Origin of the sequence: Aliiroseovarius sp. xm-d-517 (assembly GCF_013283135.1) — a bacterium.
Classification (GTDB): domain Bacteria; phylum Pseudomonadota; class Alphaproteobacteria; order Rhodobacterales; family Rhodobacteraceae; genus Aliiroseovarius; species Aliiroseovarius crassostreae.
The window spans coordinates 786,421-803,513 of record NZ_WBXT01000001.1 but is presented as its reverse complement, the minus strand read 5'-3'; the positions used below and the strand labels follow the sequence as shown (position 1 = coordinate 803,513).

The window sequence follows — 17,093 nt, the reverse complement described above, 5'->3', positions numbered from 1 at the left end:
GATTACCTTGCGAAGATGACAGAGGCAAAAATGGCCAGGAGGGCAAAGATAATGCCGTGAACCGCTGCGTATTGGGCCAGGTCAAACCCGGTTCCTCCACGCTTATGCGCCCGCCAGGCGCCAATGGCTGCTCCTGCAAGCAGGGCTGCGATGATACCCATGGCCTTCTCCCTTGCCGTCTGTTTCCCGCAAGGGTCCGTTGCAGGCCCGAGGGGTCAACCCGGTGAAATGGCAGCAATTTCGCGCAACCGCGCGCTTACCTGATCCGTCGAACCAAAGCCATACCGTGCCCAGCCCAGACTGTCGAGCCTCACCAGCTGGGCTTCGGTGTCGCGGCCTGCAAGGTCCAGCGCCTCTGCCTTCAGCATCAGAAGGGTTGAGAGAAGGGCGGCATTTTCTGCGGATTTCACAGGGGCGATGTGGCGATTGACGATGTCGATGGCTTCCTCGGCCTGGCCAAAAGACAGGGCATAGGCCGCCAGCTGAACTCCCATATGAGCGGCCTGAAGGCGTGCTCCGGGGCTGGCACTGTAAATACGATCGGCCTGACGGAAGGCATCAAAAGCACCACTGCTGTTGCTGGCCAATATTAGGCGACCCTGAACAAATAGGCTGAAAGCAAGCCGGGGGCCTTGCCAGCCTTGCGCCCGGGCAATCTCCACGGCTTTGATCGCGGCGGCACGTCTTTGAACCTGGCTACGTCCCTGTCCCAGCGCGGTTTCAATGGCGTTTTTCCATTCTCGCGGGGCAGGCGGGTGGTGACGTGGCAGACCGATACCACCCGCCGGGTTCAGCCGGGCGAGCAGTGCCGGCAATTGTGCAGCCACCTGAGCGCGTGTCATGCCCGAGCGCAGCTCTGGCGCGTAAAACGCGCGCAGGATCAGCATGTCAAACCCCGTCAGGACGGTGTGAAAATTATCATCGTTGAAAACGGAATTTGTCAATCTATACAAGTCGTTAACCGGGCCAAGAGCCTGGGCCATCTCTTCATGCAGACAATCGCGCATCTCTTGTGGGGCAACATTTCCAGGCAAAAAGATCGACATCTTTGTTCTGGTGCGCAGCTGGGTCCAGTCTGTCACAATTGTTCCGCGGAAGGATTTGTATTCCTGCCAGCTTGCCACATTCGGAGCCACGAAACAGGCTGCATGGGGCACAAGGCGCTGGAGTTCGGCCTTTGGGACAACCTCAACGGTGAGGGCTGCGGGGCGTGCGCTGTCAACCTGTCGAATATCAATGGCCGCCTCAATGCGCAGGCGTTGCAGCAATTGGGTCAGATCCTGTTGCATCTGGCCGGGGTAACGCCCCAGAACTCTTACTGTAACGGGACCCTCAAACCGGCTGAGAACGGGCAGGGGGCGTCCACTTTCAAGCTGAAAGCTGAGGTCGAGGAAATCGCCCGCGATATCTGAGTTGCGCCGTTCCGGACGTGGGATGGAGGTATTGCTGAACGCTTTCATCGGCGGAAGGGCCGGTGAGAAATTCGGCACCTGTCGCGCTGTGACATCACCGGCGCCGTTGCCCGCACCTGTCCCGCTGGGGGACATGCAACCAGACAAAACCAGCCCAGTCAGGGCCATCGCGACCCCCAGAATTTTCTTCCGCATCGTCAGCTCCTTCGTGATCCGAGAGCGTGGCACGATGTCGTGCGCCCCCGGAGATAGGTCTTTCGAGCGGTATGGTTGACGGTATGGGGGTGTGGTTGCGCAATCCGCGTCAACAATGGCCCAGGCGGAGCCTCTGTTCGGCGGGCATTTGCGCGATGACACAAGGCAGGTTCGGCTGAACTGGCAAGGTGCAGCCCCGCTGCGGTCATCTTGATGCAAACATCCACCACCCTTTGCCGGACACGACAAAAAACAACCCAGCCAAGCGAAAACTGCCTGCTGAGACCCCGCGTCCACGGGTGGCAATCGTTCGGGTGCGCAAACACATGACGGAAAGGAGCGGTTTCAAGACCCCTGTCTCCGACAATCCCCCGCCAGCATGTCATGTGACCTTCCCACGGGTCAGGACGACAGGACTTGGCGGATCGCATCAGCGTCCGAACGGAATTGTGAGCATTGCTTCCCATAACAATACAATCACACCGTTACTATGCCCCCCCAGGCATAATCTCAGGTTAGTTAATAAACCGGGTTAAAGAAAGAAAAAGAGCGGGGCAAATGTGGCGTAAAAAGACTGTTTTCGTATTGGAACCAATGGAAAATCAATATCTTGTTGTGGATAACTCATCCTCTACAAGTCTCAGTGGGCGTGTTTGGAAATTCTTCACGAAATCGCTGCTGACGGGATGGTTTGGTGATTCTGTGGATAACCCCCGTTGTGGGCGGCGGGAAACTGTCGGGTTCCTTGGCAAGAGATGCCAGCATTGGGCGCAAAGAAAAGGCGACCCGCAGGCCGCCTTTGGATTTAAACTGTTTGCACCTTGTCAGCGGCGCCCGCGCGCCATGAAGGCAAGCCGTTCAAACAGATGCACATCCTGTTCGTTTTTCAAAAGCGCCCCATGCAATGTGGGCAGCGCACTGGCGCCGTCACGTTTCAGATCCTCGGGTGAAATGTCCTCTGCCAGCAGCAGTTTCAGCCAATCCAGAACTTCTGAGGTGGAGGGTTTCTTTTTCAACCCGGTCTGTTCGCGGATCTCGTAAAACTGTGTCAATGCAGTGGTCAGAAGCTGCGGTTTGATCCCCGGGTGATGCACTTCGACGATCTTGGCCATCGTCTCCATGTCCGGAAAGCGGATATAATGGAAGAAACAGCGGCGCAGGAAGGCGTCCGGCAGTTCTTTTTCATTGTTGGAGGTGATGATGATGATCGGGCGATGACGGGCGCGAATGGTGTCACCGGTCTCGTAGACATGGAACTCCATCTTATCGAGTTCCTGCAGCAGGTCGTTCGGAAATTCGATATCTGCCTTGTCGATTTCATCAATGAGCAGAACGATGCGCTCGTCCGCCTCAAAGGCTTCCCACAGCTTGCCGCGTTTGATGTAGTTGGAAATATCATGCACCCGCTCATCGCCCAGCTGGCTGTCGCGCAGGCGCGATACGGCGTCATATTCGTAAAGGCCCTGCTGCGCCTTGGTGGTGGACTTGATGTTCCACTCGATCATCTTTGCCCCCAGCGCAGTGGCCACCTGGCGGGCGAGTTCGGTTTTACCCGTGCCCGGCTCCCCTTTGACCAAAAGGGGGCGCTGCAGGGTTACGGCGGCATTCACCGCCACTTTCAGATCATCCGTGGCCACATAGTCGGAAGTGCCTTCAAATCGTGCGGTCATGGGGTCCGGTCCTGTTTAGCTGTCATTTCCGTCCCTGAGGTAAAGAGCGCGCGCCGTTTTTGCAAGTCGCACCGAATGGGGCCGCCCCGCCGGAGAGGATAACGCTACGTGATGTGCAGGCGGATCGGGGCGATTGGGTGATTTTGATCCGGTTTTGTGTGCCTTGGCATTCCGTTTGAAGCGCAGTTTCCCCGGTTTTACAGGGATTTCCGGGCTGTTTCACAGTTTTGATCAGAAGAGAGGGAATGAGGCGTTTTCCACTAGTGACATTGGCACGGCAGGGGTGTAAACGAACGCTCAGGAGGAAACCGGGCGGCGCGAGCAGATGGAGATGTCAGCCATGGCTGTCCGGGAGCAAAAGGATATAGAGATGAAAGCGGAAGTTTTCCTGCCTGACGATTATCAGCCTGCGGAAGACGAACCTTTCATGAATGAGCGACAGCAGGAATATTTCCGCCGCAAACTGGAAGCGTGGAAAGCTGAGCTCCTTGATGAAAGCCGTCACACCATTGAAGGCCTGCAAGACAACACGCGAAACATTCCCGATATTGCAGACCGTGCTTCGGAAGAAACCGACCGGGCACTGGAATTGCGGACCCGGGATCGTCAGCGCAAACTGGTGGCAAAGATCGAACAGGCGTTGCGCCGTCTTGAAGAAGGCGAATACGGCTATTGTGAAGAGACCGGAGATCCGATCTCTCTGAAGCGACTGGACGCACGTCCGATTGCGACGCTGAGCCTGGAAGCACAGGAGCGCCATGAGCGCCGCGAAAAAGTGCATCGCGACGATTGATCCGTTCACGATCACCAAGGAATTGCCCGGGTTCGCCCGGGCTTTTGCTTTCCGGGTCAACGTCTTTTTCCGGGTGTGACCTTTCAGCGGCTTGCCGTTGAAGCCTATCCCGTTGAAAATACCCCAGACAAAGACCAAATCACCGCCAGACCGGACATGACGATATGACAAAGCTACAAAATCACGACATCACCGTTCTTGGTGGCGGGATCGGCGGTCTGACGGCGGCGATTGCGCTTGCACAGAAGGGGGCAAATGTCACCGTCCTTGAACAGGCCCCGGAGATCACCGAAGTGGGGGCCGGATTGCAGATCAGCCCCAACGGGTTTCGGGTTCTGCAGGCGCTTGGGCTTGAAAAGGCCGCATATGAGGCCAGCATGCGCTCCAAGGGGGTGTGGCTGCGTGATGGCATGTCGGGACGTGAGGTGGTGGATCTGAACTTTGGCGCCATTGCCCCGGATGACACGTTCTTGCTGTTTCACCGGGCTGACCTGATCGGCCTTTTGGCGGATGCTGCGCGTCGCGAAGGGGTCGAGATCCGCCTGAACCAGCAGGTGGTTGACGTCGAAGATGGTGACGCGGGGGTCGGCGTGCGTTTTGAAGACGGTTCCGCGCATCATTGTGCGTTCCTCGTGGGGGCGGACGGGTTGCATTCCATCGTGCGCGGCAAGCTTAACGGAGTGGAACATCCGTTTTTCACCGGGCAGGTGGCCTGGCGCGCCATTGTCCCGGCCACCGGGCGCGAACAGGCTGAGGCCACCGTCTTTATGGGGCCGGGACGCCACATGGTCACCTATCCGCTGCGTGGCGGGTCGCTGGTCAACATCGTCGCCGTTGAGGAGAGAGCCGCCTGGGTGGATGAGGGGTGGAATACTCCGGATGACCCAGCCAATCTGCGCGCCGCCTTTGCAGGGTTCTGCGATGATGCCATGGCGCTTTTGGAGCGGGTTGAGGATGTGAAGGTCTGGGGGCTTCACCGGCACGAGGTTGCTCCGGTCTGGTATCAGGGCAGCAAGGGGGGGCACATGGTGCTGCTCGGGGACGCGGCCCATCCCACGCTGCCCTTCATGGCGCAGGGGGCGGTGATGGCGCTCGAGGATGCCTGGGTGCTGGCCCATTGCCTGTCTCACGAAGGGATGGAGCGGGGAGGGGCGCTGTATCAGGCCCGCCGCGGTCCACGCACCCGTCACATCGTGGAAGCCGCGAATAAGAATGCCCGCAACTACCACTATGGAAATCCGGCGGCCCGAATGATCGGTTACACCGCGCTGCGGTTGGCCGGGCGCTTCGTGCCTCACCTTGTTTATAATCGGTTTCGCTGGATTTACGACGCAGATGTCACTGCGGATGTCACCCGCCCCTGATCTTGCGTGCGCAGGGTCCCCGGCCCGTCAGCGGGTCAGAAGCGCGTCGATTGTCGTGCCGGCAATACCTTTGCCGAGCGGCGAGAAATCACCGTCCTGAAACATTGCGCTGGCCGCATCATGGATCACCCGATGCGTGGCGCGCGCCAAGGCAGACCCCAGCGAAATCCGTGCCACCCCCGCCTCTGCGAACTGCGCGCGTGAGATGTCGGTGAACGGCCCCGCGGCCAGAGCATTGACCGGCAATGCCGTGGCGGCGCTGACCCGGGCCTGATCCGTAAGTGTTCCCGGCAGGGGCACGTAAACCGCATCGGCACCGGCCTTTTCATATCCCCTGACCCGGGCAAGGGCTTCGTCAAGGTCGTATTCCCCGTTCATCACCCCATCCGCGCGGGCCAGCAGCACAAAATCGCCGGGCAGGGCGCGCGCGGCCGCACTCGCGGCCCGGATCCGTTCGATCGCCATGTCACGGGAGTATGGCGTGGTTGAAGGAAGTGCGGTGTCTTCGATCGATATCCCTGCGAGCCCGACCTCTGCCGCAAGCCTGACGGTTTCAGCACAAGTGTCGGGATCATCGCCAAATCCGTTTTCGAAATCACCGGAAACGGGCAGGTTTACCGCCGCGACCAGATCCTGTGCATGGGACAGTGCCTCCTCCCGGCTGACATGTCCCATATCCGGTCGCCCCAGCGTAAAGGCATGTGCCGCAGAGGAGGTCCCGATCGCCTGTGCCCCCATGGCGGCGAGCAGACGGGCACTGCCGATATCCCAGGCATTTGCGAGGATAAACGGGTTTCCCCTCTGGTGAAGGGCGCGAAATTCAGCTCCGATGTCTCTCATATTTCTCACTCCTTTGTGCAGGTTTGGGCAAACTGCAAGATATCCCTGAGCGCGGATTGGAACCTGCGGTCCTCCACGGTCATGGCCACCCGAATGTGCCCGGCGGCGGCCGTGCCGAAACTCTCTCCCGGCATGACGGCAATCCGTTTTGACGTTAACAATGCTTCGGCGAACTCTTTGCCACTCAACCCGGTCGCCCGGATGTCCAGCATCAGATACATGGTCCCATCCGCAGGCACGACGCGCACCAGATCCTGCCCCTCGATCAAGGCAAGCGCCGCTTCCCGGCGTCGTCTGAACGGCTCTGCAATCCGGGCCTCGAACCCTTCGCCCTGTTGCAGGGCAAAAAGTGCCGCGTCCTGAATGAACCCGGCCACGCCATAGGTGGTGTTGATCGCCAGTGTTTCGAGGTGCCCTATGGCCTGTTCCGGTCCGATGATCCAACCGATCCGGCTGCCGGTCATGGCATGGCTTTTCGACATGGATCCCACCACAAGTGTTCGCTCTGCCATGCCGGGCAGGGCGCGGGGTGACAGATGTTCGCCCTGCCAGACCTGCGTGTCATAGACCTCGTCAGAAATCAGCCACAGGTCTTCGTCGTGGCAGACCTCGGCAATCCCTTCCAGAGTAGTTCGAGTATAGATTACCCCGGTTGGATTGTTGGGCGAGTTGATCAGCAGGCTGCGCGCGCCGCTGGCCTGGGCGCGAATGTCGTCGGCGCGGGGTTGGAACCCGTTATCGGCATTGGTGGCAATCGGCACCGCCTGCGCCCCGACGGCGCGGATCGTGCCGGGGTAGGTGGCGTAATGCGGATCAAGATACAGCGCGCGGTCGCCTTCGTTACAGGCAGCCATATGGGCGGCAAACAGCCCCGCCTGACCACCGGGGGTGATCATGACATTCTCGCGCCTGGTGGGAACGCCGGTGCGGGTCTGGACCCGCGCCGCCACCGCATCGCGCAACGCGTTGGTTCCGGGAATGGCAGCATAGCCGGTATGGCCGTTCAGGGCTGCCTGATACATCGCGTGCAGTATGGACGGATCGGTGGCCCGATCAGGTTCGCCAATGGTCAATTCGGTGACCTGCTCTCCGGCCTCAACCATGGCACGCGCCCGGTAAAAGACCCCCCAGCCATCGTCACCCCCGTCCAGAATGCCCGCGATCCTTGTCGAAACCCGCATCTGTTCTTTCCATGTTACTCGCTTTTATCGCACGGGGGCATGTCGGGCTGTGCAAAGTCAATGTGAAAATCCAAAACTACCCACAGAGTATTTGGGCAGGTTTTGTCCCTGAAAATGCAAATATCGCCGCCAGAGGCAAAAAAATCAAAACAACCCTTTCCAAATGGTCAATCGCATGAGATAGGGACGTGCCAAACGAAAACTCCCAAGGAGAACGCTCATGGAGATTCGCGAGGCTCTTACCTTTGATGATGTCCTGCTGGTGCCGGCGGCCAGTAATGTGCTGCCCTCGACGGCCAATACCTCAACGCAGGTGACGAAATCGATCTCTCTGAACATCCCGCTGATGTCTTCGGCGATGGACACGGTGACCGAGGCCCGCATGGCCATTGCCATGGCGCAGGCCGGCGGTATGGGGGTCATTCACAAGAACCTCGATGTCGAGGAACAGGCGCGTCAGGTGCGCCGGGTGAAACGCTTTGAAAGTGGTATCGTCTACAATCCGATTACACTCACACCGGACCAGACCCTTGCCGATGCCAAGGCGCTGCAGGAGCGGTATCGCGTCACCGGTTTCCCGGTGGTGGATGGCGACGGGCGCGTGGTCGGGATCGTAACCAACCGCGACATGCGCTTTGCCACCTCTGATGATACCCCGGTCCGTGTGATGATGACCGCGGACAATCTGGCCATGCTGCAGGAGCCGGCGGAGCTGGAAGAAGCCAAGTCAATGATGAAGGCACGCCGGATCGAAAAACTTCTCGTGGTTGACGGAAGCGGCAAATTGACCGGCCTGCTGACCCTGAAAGACACCGAACAGGCCAAGCTGAACCCAACCGCCTGTAAAGATGATCTGGGCCGTCTGCGTGTGGCTGCCGCCAGTTCCGTGGGGGAAAGCGGGTTTGAACGCTCTAAGGCACTGATTGACGCGGGCGCAGACATCGTTGTGGTCGACACCGCGCACGGCCACTCCGCAGGGGTGATTGAGGCGGTCAAACGCATCAAGGCCTATAAGCCTGACCAGCAGGTCGTGGCCGGGAACGTCGCCACGGCAGAGGCGACCAAGGCGCTGATTGAGGCGGGAGCCGATGCGGTGAAGGTCGGTATCGGGCCGGGCTCGATCTGTACCACGCGGATGGTGGCAGGTGTCGGTGTGCCGCAGCTCACGGCCATTTCAGATTGCGCCAAGGCCGCAGGGGATGTGCCGGTCATTGCGGACGGGGGCATCAAGTTTTCAGGTGATTTTGCCAAAGCCATCGCAGCAGGCGCGTCCTGCGCCATGGTTGGGTCGATGATCGCAGGAACGGATGAAAGCCCGGGTGAGGTGATCCTCTATCAGGGCCGCTCGTTCAAAGCCTATCGGGGCATGGGCTCGCTGGGGGCCATGGCGCGCGGATCTGCTGACCGGTATTTCCAGAAAGACGCTGCCAGTGACAAGCTGGTGCCTGAAGGGATCGAAGGGCAGGTGCCCTACAAAGGTCCGGCTGGCACTGTCATTCACCAGCTGGTGGGCGGTTTGCGGGCAGCTATGGGATATACCGGCAACGGCACCGTGGCTGAAATGCGCAAGAACTGCAATTTCGTGAAGATCACCGGCGCGGGCCTGAAGGAAAGTCATGTGCATGACGTCCAGATCACCCGTGAAAGCCCCAACTATCGTATTGGGTGATATAACAAGATGTTGCGCGGCATAATTGAACCAATTCGGGGTGAGAAATGACCCCCGCCGCGCGCATCAGTGCCGCGATGGAAGTGATGGACCTGATCCGGTCAGGTGATACGGCTGAGCAGGCCCTGTCTGGCTGGGCGCGCGGCCATCGTTTTGCCGGGTCCAAGGATCGTGCGGCGATCAGGGATCACGTGTTCGACGCGCTGCGCCGCCTTCGCTCCTCTCAGGTTTTGGGAGGAGGAGAGGATGGTCGTTCAACCCTGATCGGCCTGCTGCGGGGGCAGGGTCAAGCGTTGGATACGATTTTCACCGGGGAAGGTCATGCGCCCAAGCCGCTCTCTGAAGCAGAGGCCGCACACGCCCCAACCCTCACCACGGCTGAGGCATTGGACTGCCCGGACTGGGCCTACGACCTGTTTCAGCGAAGCCTGGGGGAAAACTGTGATCCGGTGCTGGCCTGTTTGCGGGATCGGGCACCCGTGTTTCTCAGGGTCAACATCGCGCGCCTGACGCGGGAGGAGGCAATTGATGCCTTGGCGCGCGATGGCATTGTTGCCCGCGCTCATCCTCTGGCATCGACCGCACTTGAAGTGATTGAAAATCCGCGGCGTGTTTCGCAATCGAACGCCTATCAGATGGGGCTGGTTGAGCTTCAGGATGCGGCATCGCAAGCTCTGGTTGAAGAGCTTGGCCTGCGGCCGGGAATGCGGGTTCTGGATTACTGCGCTGGGGGCGGGGGCAAATCGCTTGCGATGGCAGCCCTTGGGGTCGAAGTGGTTGCCCATGATGTTTCACCGCGTCGCATGAAGGATATTCCCGAACGGGCCCGGCGGGCGGGTGTCCAGATTGAATGTTGCACCACAGAGGCGTTATCGGAGCGCCCTCCTTTTGATCTGGTTCTGGCGGATGCTCCGTGTTCCGGGAGCGGGTCATGGCGCAGGGATCCACAGGGAAAGTGGTGCCTGACGGCAGATAAACTGCATGAGCTTTGCAAGATACAGGCCTCAATTATAAAGACTATCTCGTCATTTGTGTCGGGTGATGGGCGGATCGGTTATGCCACGTGCTCATTGTTCGATGTGGAAAACCAACTTCAAATGATCAACAGGCCGTCGGGATGGTCTGTGAGGAATGAGCGTCAGTTCACACCGCTTGAAGGCGGGGACGGGTTTTACGTTGCTCTATTGACGCGCGATTAATCACGCGATTAGATCAACCCTGAGGGGATTGGTTCGCCTTTTTCTGTGGTCCCCTTGTCCAGCGTTAATGCCGTGTTAACGATAGACGCCGCATAAAGAGGCACCTGAACTCGCATGAAAGGGATCCACGTGGTGCGATCTGCCTTGTCCCCTCACCAAATGGTAGTTGTCGCCCAGGATCTCGCGCCGCGCGTCGGCTATATCGTGCTTCTGGCATTGATTGTGCTGGCTGGGGCGATTGCTCTTCCAGGAGTGCCCGATCTGGGGCGGTTTGCGGCGGTTATCTGTGGGGGGGCACTGTTATCTCTCGCGCTTCTTGTCTTGGGCATTCGCCGCTGGCATCGCGTGCAGGTGGCGAAAATATTTGCTTCTGTTGAAATGTGTGCCGGCAATGATGCTGCACCGGTTCTGGTCACCGATGGCGAAGGTGAAATCATCTATGCAAACGCTGCTGCCGGGGCGCAGTTTGAAGCGAAACCGGGGCAGACCCTGGCGCGGGCCTTCCATGACCTGTTTGCGTCACCTTCCGCTGTGTTGAGCAAATTGCAAAGCCGCGCCGAAGCCACCAGTTCCGCATCGGAAGATGTGGTCATAAGGCGCGGAAATATAAGGCTTACTGTGCATAGGATGCAGGAAGCCGGGTTCATTTGGCGGGTGGATGAGATCGGAGAGCGCAGCGTTGCTGGCCGATCAGGGGAAAACATCGCTCTGCCGATGTTGACGGTTTCCAAGAACGGCACAATCCTGTTCATGAATGAAGCGGCTCGTTTGCTGCTTGGAGGGCGGGAAACCACGCTGGATCGAATTTTTGTTGAAACACCGGTCCGTTCCGGTGTTGTGGTGCAGGTGTCGGGTAAGACCGGCCCCGTGCCCGTGGTGGTGTATGAAATAAATTGTTCTGCCGCGCGCAAGGAAATGTATCTGCTGCCGGCGGATGCCACGCCCAATATGTCAAGCGGAGAATGGGCTGGGGTTGAGGTCCTGCCTGTGCCACTGCTGAAGCTGGACGCCAAGGGCAAGATTTCCATGGCCAATAAACGGGCGCGTGACCTTCTGGCGGACAAGGATGCGGTTGGCAGTCTTTTGTCTGAGCAGGTGGAGGGGCTTGGTCGTCCGGTCTCCGATTGGCTGGCCGAAGCGCATGCTGGGCGCCATCTGGGCAGAACGGAAGTCGTGCGTGCGATAAAGCCGGATGAGGAAGTGTTCCTGCAGATTTCGCTGAGTCAGATGACAGATGAAGACGGTCCCACTCTGGTGGCGGTCATACAGGACGCAACAGAGCTCAAGAACCTCGAAGCCCAGTTTGTGCAAAGTCAGAAAATGCAGGCCATTGGGCAATTGGCAGGTGGTGTTGCGCATGATTTCAACAATCTGCTGACCGCCATATCGGGGCATTGTGATCTTTTGCTGACCGGTCGGGATGAGGCGGATCCGGAATACTCGGATCTTACGCAGATCCATCAGAACGCCAACCGTGCTGCGTCCCTGGTTGGTCAGCTTCTGGCTTTCTCGCGAAAACAGACTTTGCGCCCGGAAGTGATCGATTTGTCAGATACGCTGTCAGATTTGACTCACCTTCTAAATCGTCTTGTCGGGGAGCGCGTGTTGCTGGAGCTGGATCATGATGAGAAACTGCTGGCGATCCGGGCGGACCGGCGCCAGTTGGACCAGGTGATCATGAACCTCGTGGTCAATGCACGCGACGCCATGCCGGACGGTGGGACCGTGCGGGTGGAAACTCGAAATGTCATACTTGACAGCGCGTTGGAGCGTGATCGCGCGACAGTGCCGCCTGGTGAATATGTAACGGTGCGTGTCATCGACCATGGGACGGGAATTGGTTCAGATAAGATCAACAAGATCTTTGAGCCCTTTTTTACCACCAAGAAGTCCGGGCAAGGACGGGGCTTGGTCTGTCCATGGCCTACGGAATCATCAAACAGACGGGCGGCTATATTTTTGTGGATTCCGTGCCCGGATCCGGGACCACATTTACACTCTATTTCCCCGTTTGGAAGGAAACTTCCAAGGACGCGCATTCTGAAAAAGAGGGGGCGGCAGCCGAGAATATCGACGCTACTGAGCGACCGTCCTCATCGCTGGAACCCCTTGTGCTTACCAACGCGGTGTCCGCACAGTCTGAGGATGTGAATGACCCTGGGCAGGACAAAGCAATTGATACAATTGTTTCTCAGGTTACTGGGGCAGTGTCGCTCAATGGAAATGAAACTCCTGCTGCTGGTCCGGACACGCGTTTGCCCAACCCAACCCATGATCTGAGCCGTGATAGCTCGGGTGGTGTCGTTTTGTTGGTAGAGGATGAAGCACCTGTGCGTGCTTTTGCCTCCCGAGCATTGCGGATGAGAGGGTATACCGTGTTGGAGGCGGAAAGTGCCGAAGATGCGCTTTCTATCCTCGAAGACCCGTCATTGTCAGTTGATGTTTTTGTGACTGATGTGGTCATGCCCGGTATGGATGGACCGACCTGGGTGATGAAGGCGATGGAGAAGCGCCCTGGTGTGAAGGTGGTATTCGTGTCTGGCTATGCAGAGGATTCGGTTTCTGAGCATCAGGCGCGTGTTCCCAACTCGGTGTTCCTCCCGAAACCGTTCTCTCTCACGGAACTTACTGCGACAGTTCAGCAGCAAATACATTAATAAAAACAACGCAATATTTTGTTTCTTCCAACGTTAACGACTTGGTTACCTTATTTGGGGAAAATTCATATTGGTAAATAACACGTTGTAATGTTCCTGTTTTGTGCTTTATATCTTGGTGGGAACATCTTGTGAACATGCGATTGTGTTGCCGCAGTTCACCCGATGTGAAATAAGGAAAGAAACAATGGCGACTGCGGATATTTTTGACATGAAACGCGATAGCGACAAGCAAAAGGCGCTCGACAGCGCATTGGCCCAGATCGAGCGTCAGTTCGGCAAAGGTTCCATCATGAAACTCGGGGCCGATAATCCGGTTGCTGAAATCGAAAGCACATCTACCGGCTCATTGGGGCTGGATATTGCGCTGGGGATCGGTGGTCTGCCAAAAGGCCGGATCGTCGAGATCTATGGTCCGGAAAGTTCAGGCAAGACCACGCTGACACTTCATTGTGTTGCCGAGGAGCAAAAAAAGGGCGGCGTTTGTGCGTTTGTTGATGCAGAACATGCGCTGGATCCTCTTTATGCCAAGAAGCTGGGGGTGGATCTCGACGAGCTTCTGATCAGCCAGCCAGACACAGGCGAGCAGGCGTTGGAAATCGTTGATACGCTGGTGCGCTCGGGGGCCGTGAACATGGTTGTTGTTGACTCGGTGGCTGCCTTGACCCCGAAGTCAGAGCTCGAAGGGGACATGGGCGACAGCAGTGTTGGCGTGCAGGCCCGCCTGATGAGCCAGGCCATGCGAAAATTGACCAGCTCGATTGCCCGCTCAAATTGCATGGTGATTTTCATCAACCAGATCCGTATGAAAATCGGCGTGATGTTTGGCAGCCCCGAAACCACGACGGGTGGCAATGCGCTGAAATTCTACAGTTCGGTCCGTCTGGATATTCGCCGTATCGGTCAGATCAAGGATCGCGACGAGGTGGTGGGGAATGCCACACGGGTCAAAGTAGTCAAGAATAAGGTTGCTCCGCCGTTCAAACAGGTCGAGTTCGACATCATGTATGGTGAGGGCATCTCGAAAATGGGGGAGCTTCTGGACCTCGGCGTCAAGGCTGGTGTTGTTGAGAAGTCAGGCTCCTGGTTCAGCTATGGTGATGAGCGCATCGGTCAGGGGCGCGAAAATGCAAAGACCTACCTGCGCGAAAACAAACGCACGGCTCTTCAGATCGAAGACAAGATCCGTGCGGCACATGGTCTGGACTTTGACATGCCGCCAGAGGAGCGTGACGAGGATGACGGGCTGCTGGAAGCCTGAGGCATTCTGATCAAATATCCTGAGAAAACAGCGAAGGTCGGGGTGTTCCCGGCCTTTGTTTTATGTGCCAGATGATTTTCATATGGCCAGTGGACAGGGGAAGCGGGGCCGGGTAAACCACGTTGAAAGCACACAAGAGGCAAGAGAACATGGCCAGCCTGAACGATATTCGCTCGACCTTTCTGAATTACTTCGACAAGCAGGGGCATGAGGTGGTGGACAGCTCGCCACTTGTGCCGCGCAATGACCCGACGCTGATGTTCGTGAACTCCGGCATGGTGCAGTTCAAGAACCTGTTCACCGGGGTGGAAAAGCGCGATTACGTGCGCGCCACGACTGCGCAGAAATGTGTGCGCGCAGGGGGCAAACATAATGACCTCGACAATGTTGGCTACACGGCGCGCCACCATACGTTTTTTGAAATGCTGGGGAATTTCAGCTTTGGGGATTACTTCAAACATGAGGCAATCCCCTTTGCATGGGAACTGATCACCCGCGAATTCGATATTCCGAAGGACAAGCTCTACACCACCGTCTATCACACCGATGACGAGGCGTTTGAGATTTGGAAAAAGGTCGGTGTGCCGGAAGATCGGATCATCCGCATCGCCACCAATGACAATTTTTGGCAGATGGGGCCGACCGGTCCCTGTGGCCCCTGCACAGAGATTTTCTATGATCACGGCGATCACATCTGGGGTGGCCCTCCGGGCAGTCCGGAAGAAGATGGCGACCGGTTCATTGAAATCTGGAACATCGTTTTCATGCAGAACGAACAGTTCGCGGATGGCTCGATGGTGCCATTGGACATGCAGTCGATCGATACCGGCATGGGGTTGGAACGGATCGGCGCGCTTTTGCAGGGCAGCCATGACAACTATGACACCGATCTTTTCAAAGCACTGATTGAGGCCTCGGCCCATGCAACAAATGTGGATCCCTACGGGGATCAGAACGTGCATCATCGAGTGATTGCCGACCACCTGCGCTCGACATCTTTCCTGATGGCGGACGGGGTTCTGCCGTCAAATGAAGGGCGTGGTTACGTGCTGCGTCGCATTATGCGTCGGGCCATGCGTCACGCGCATCTGCTGGGGGCAAAAGATCCGGTCATGCATCGCCTGGTGCCGGAACTGGTCGCACAGATGGGGCAGGCCTATCCGGAGCTTGGCCGTGCGCAGACCATGATCGAAGAAACGCTTCTGAACGAGGAAACCCGCTTCAAAAAGACACTCGATCGCGGTTTGAAACTGCTTGATGACGAGCTGTCGGGGCTGGGGGAAGGCGAAGATCTGCCCGGTGAAACCGCGTTCAAACTGTATGATACCTACGGTTTCCCGCTTGACCTGACCCAGGATGCGCTGCGGGAAAAAGGCCGTGGCGTGGATCAGGCCGGGTTCGATACCGCGATGCAGGCGCAAAAGGACCGCGCCCGCGCTGCCTGGTCTGGTTCCGGTGAGGCCGCAGACGCGACCATCTGGTTCGACCTTGCGGAAGAGCACGGGGTGAGCGAGTTTCTGGGCTATGACACCGAACATGCGGAGGGTCAGGTGCTGGCGCTTGTCTCTGGCGGCGCGCAACTGGATGCGGCCAAAGCTGGGGACGAGGTTCAGATTGTTGTGAACCAAACACCCTTCTACGCCGAAAGTGGTGGTCAGGTTGGGGATAGCGGATTGATCCGCACCGGGAGCGGGTCAGCCCGTGTAACCGATACCAAGAAAGTGGCAGAAGTCTTCATCCATTTCGCCAAGGTGGAAGAGGGTGAGATCAAGACCGGGCAGGGCGCTGAACTGGCGGTTGATCACTTGCGCCGCTCGGCCATTCGGGCCAACCACTCCGCCACGCACCTGCTGCACGAGGCGCTGCGCAATGAGTTGGGGGAACATGTGGCCCAGCGTGGCTCCCTCAATGCCGATGACCGTCTGCGGTTCGATTTCAGCCACAACAAGGGCATGAGCGCACAGCAATTGTCGAATGTGGCGCGTGAGGTGAACACCTACATCCGCCAGAACACCAAGGTCGAAACCCGGATCATGACCCCGGATGACGCACGCGATATGGGCGCCCAGGCGCTGTTTGGCGAGAAATATGGGGATGAGGTGCGTGTGGTTTCCATGGGGCATGCCCCAACCGGAAAAGGTGCTGATGGCAAGACCTATTCGATTGAGCTGTGCGGCGGCACACACGTGTCTCAGACCGGTGAAATCGGGGTCTGCGTTATCCTGTCGGAAGGGGCCAGCTCGGCCGGTGTGCGCCGGATTGAGGCCCTGACCGGAAAGGCCGCCTTTGCCTATATTGAAGAAGAAACGGCGCGCGCGGCGGAGCTTCAGGGAATGCTGAAGGCCAAGCCGGAAGAGGTTGTGGATCGTATCAAAGGGCTGATGGACGAGCGCAAAGCGCTGAATGCCGAGATCTCCAACCTCAAACGTGAGCTGGCCAAGGCATCGGGTGCCGGTGCTGAGACCAAAGAGATCAACGGGGTGAAATTCCTGGCTGCCGTGGTGCAGGGCGTTGGGGGCAAAGACCTGCAAACCCTGGTCAATGAGCACAAGGACGGGCTTGGATCCGGAGCGGTTTTGATCATTGCCGATAATGACGGCAAGGTGGCTGTGTCCGCCGGTGTGACGGCCGATTTGACCGACAGGTTGTCGGCGGTTGATCTGGTCAAGGCTGCTGTGCCCGAACTGGGCGGGAAGGGGGGCGGTGGCCGCCCGGAACTCGCTCAAGGTGGCGGTGCCTCGGCGGAGAATGCCCAAGGGGCCATCAAAGCAGCTGAAGCGGTGATCGCAGGCTGATTTCGCGGGAGAAACCGCTCGCAAGAACAGGAAGGTCGTGCCATGTTGGCGCGACCT

Annotated in this window: 11 protein-coding genes and 1 pseudogene; 7 read left to right on the top strand and 5 right to left on the bottom strand. The window is 58.1% G+C overall.

Annotated features, from left to right (window positions below):
- Positions 1–2: 2 nt before the first annotated feature.
- The 3 genes from XMD517_RS03790 to XMD517_RS03780 form a co-directional block, all read right to left on the bottom strand.
- Positions 3–161, bottom strand: a complete 159-nt coding sequence (locus tag XMD517_RS03790) for a hypothetical protein (RefSeq protein ID WP_055192479.1) — start codon at positions 159–161, stop codon at positions 3–5.
- A 54-nt stretch (positions 162–215) separates the two neighbouring features.
- Positions 216–1,607 (bottom strand): DUF2927 domain-containing protein, encoded by a 1,392-nt coding sequence (locus XMD517_RS03785; protein WP_173487054.1) that lies wholly within the window; start codon positions 1,605–1,607, stop codon positions 216–218.
- A gap of 824 nt (positions 1,608–2,431) precedes the next feature.
- The gene (locus tag XMD517_RS03780) at positions 2,432–3,277 is read right to left on the bottom strand and encodes a MoxR family ATPase (RefSeq protein ID WP_173487055.1); all 846 of its coding nucleotides are present in this window, start codon (positions 3,275–3,277) and stop codon (positions 2,432–2,434) included.
- Positions 3,278–3,647: 370 nt separating this feature from the next.
- Between XMD517_RS03780 and dksA the strand changes: the two genes are divergently transcribed.
- Together dksA and XMD517_RS03770 are read left to right on the top strand one after the other, a co-directional pair.
- On the top strand, positions 3,648–4,070 hold the full coding sequence (gene dksA, locus XMD517_RS03775; RefSeq protein WP_055192480.1) for an RNA polymerase-binding protein DksA: 423 nt from the start codon (positions 3,648–3,650) through the stop codon (positions 4,068–4,070).
- A gap of 164 nt (positions 4,071–4,234) precedes the next feature.
- Positions 4,235–5,434: an FAD-dependent oxidoreductase gene (locus XMD517_RS03770; RefSeq protein WP_173487057.1), complete on the top strand. Its 1,200-nt coding sequence runs from the start codon at positions 4,235–4,237 to the stop codon at positions 5,432–5,434.
- A gap of 27 nt (positions 5,435–5,461) precedes the next feature.
- Here XMD517_RS03770 and XMD517_RS03765 read toward each other — a convergent pair whose 3' ends face one another.
- Positions 5,462–6,274, bottom strand: a complete 813-nt coding sequence (locus XMD517_RS03765) for an oxaloacetate decarboxylase (protein ID WP_173487058.1) — start codon at positions 6,272–6,274, stop codon at positions 5,462–5,464.
- Positions 6,275–6,279: 5 nt separating this feature from the next.
- Positions 6,280–7,455 (bottom strand): pyridoxal phosphate-dependent aminotransferase, encoded by a 1,176-nt coding sequence (locus XMD517_RS03760; protein WP_173487059.1) that lies wholly within the window; start codon positions 7,453–7,455, stop codon positions 6,280–6,282.
- A gap of 220 nt (positions 7,456–7,675) precedes the next feature.
- Here XMD517_RS03760 and guaB point away from each other — a divergent pair, with 220 nt between their 5' ends.
- The 5 genes and pseudogenes from guaB (at position 7,676) to alaS (ending at position 17,036) form a co-directional block, all read left to right on the top strand.
- Entirely contained in the window at positions 7,676–9,124 is a 1,449-nt protein-coding gene (guaB, locus tag XMD517_RS03755) for an IMP dehydrogenase (RefSeq protein ID WP_055191956.1), read from the top strand.
- 47 nt (positions 9,125–9,171) lie between these two features.
- On the top strand, positions 9,172–10,323 hold the full coding sequence (locus XMD517_RS03750) for an RsmB/NOP family class I SAM-dependent RNA methyltransferase (RefSeq protein ID WP_173487061.1): 1,152 nt from the start codon (positions 9,172–9,174) through the stop codon (positions 10,321–10,323).
- Between the two features lie 159 nt (positions 10,324–10,482).
- Positions 10,483–12,980 (top strand): annotated as a pseudogene (locus XMD517_RS03745) (ATP-binding protein).
- Positions 12,981–13,167: 187 nt separating this feature from the next.
- Positions 13,168–14,241, top strand: a complete 1,074-nt coding sequence (gene recA, locus XMD517_RS03740) for a recombinase RecA (RefSeq protein ID WP_173487062.1) — start codon at positions 13,168–13,170, stop codon at positions 14,239–14,241.
- Between the two features lie 149 nt (positions 14,242–14,390).
- A complete protein-coding gene (alaS, locus tag XMD517_RS03735) occupies positions 14,391–17,036 on the top strand; it encodes an alanine--tRNA ligase (RefSeq protein WP_173487063.1) in 2,646 nt (881 codons plus the stop codon).
- The last annotated feature ends 57 nt before the right edge of the window (positions 17,037–17,093 follow it).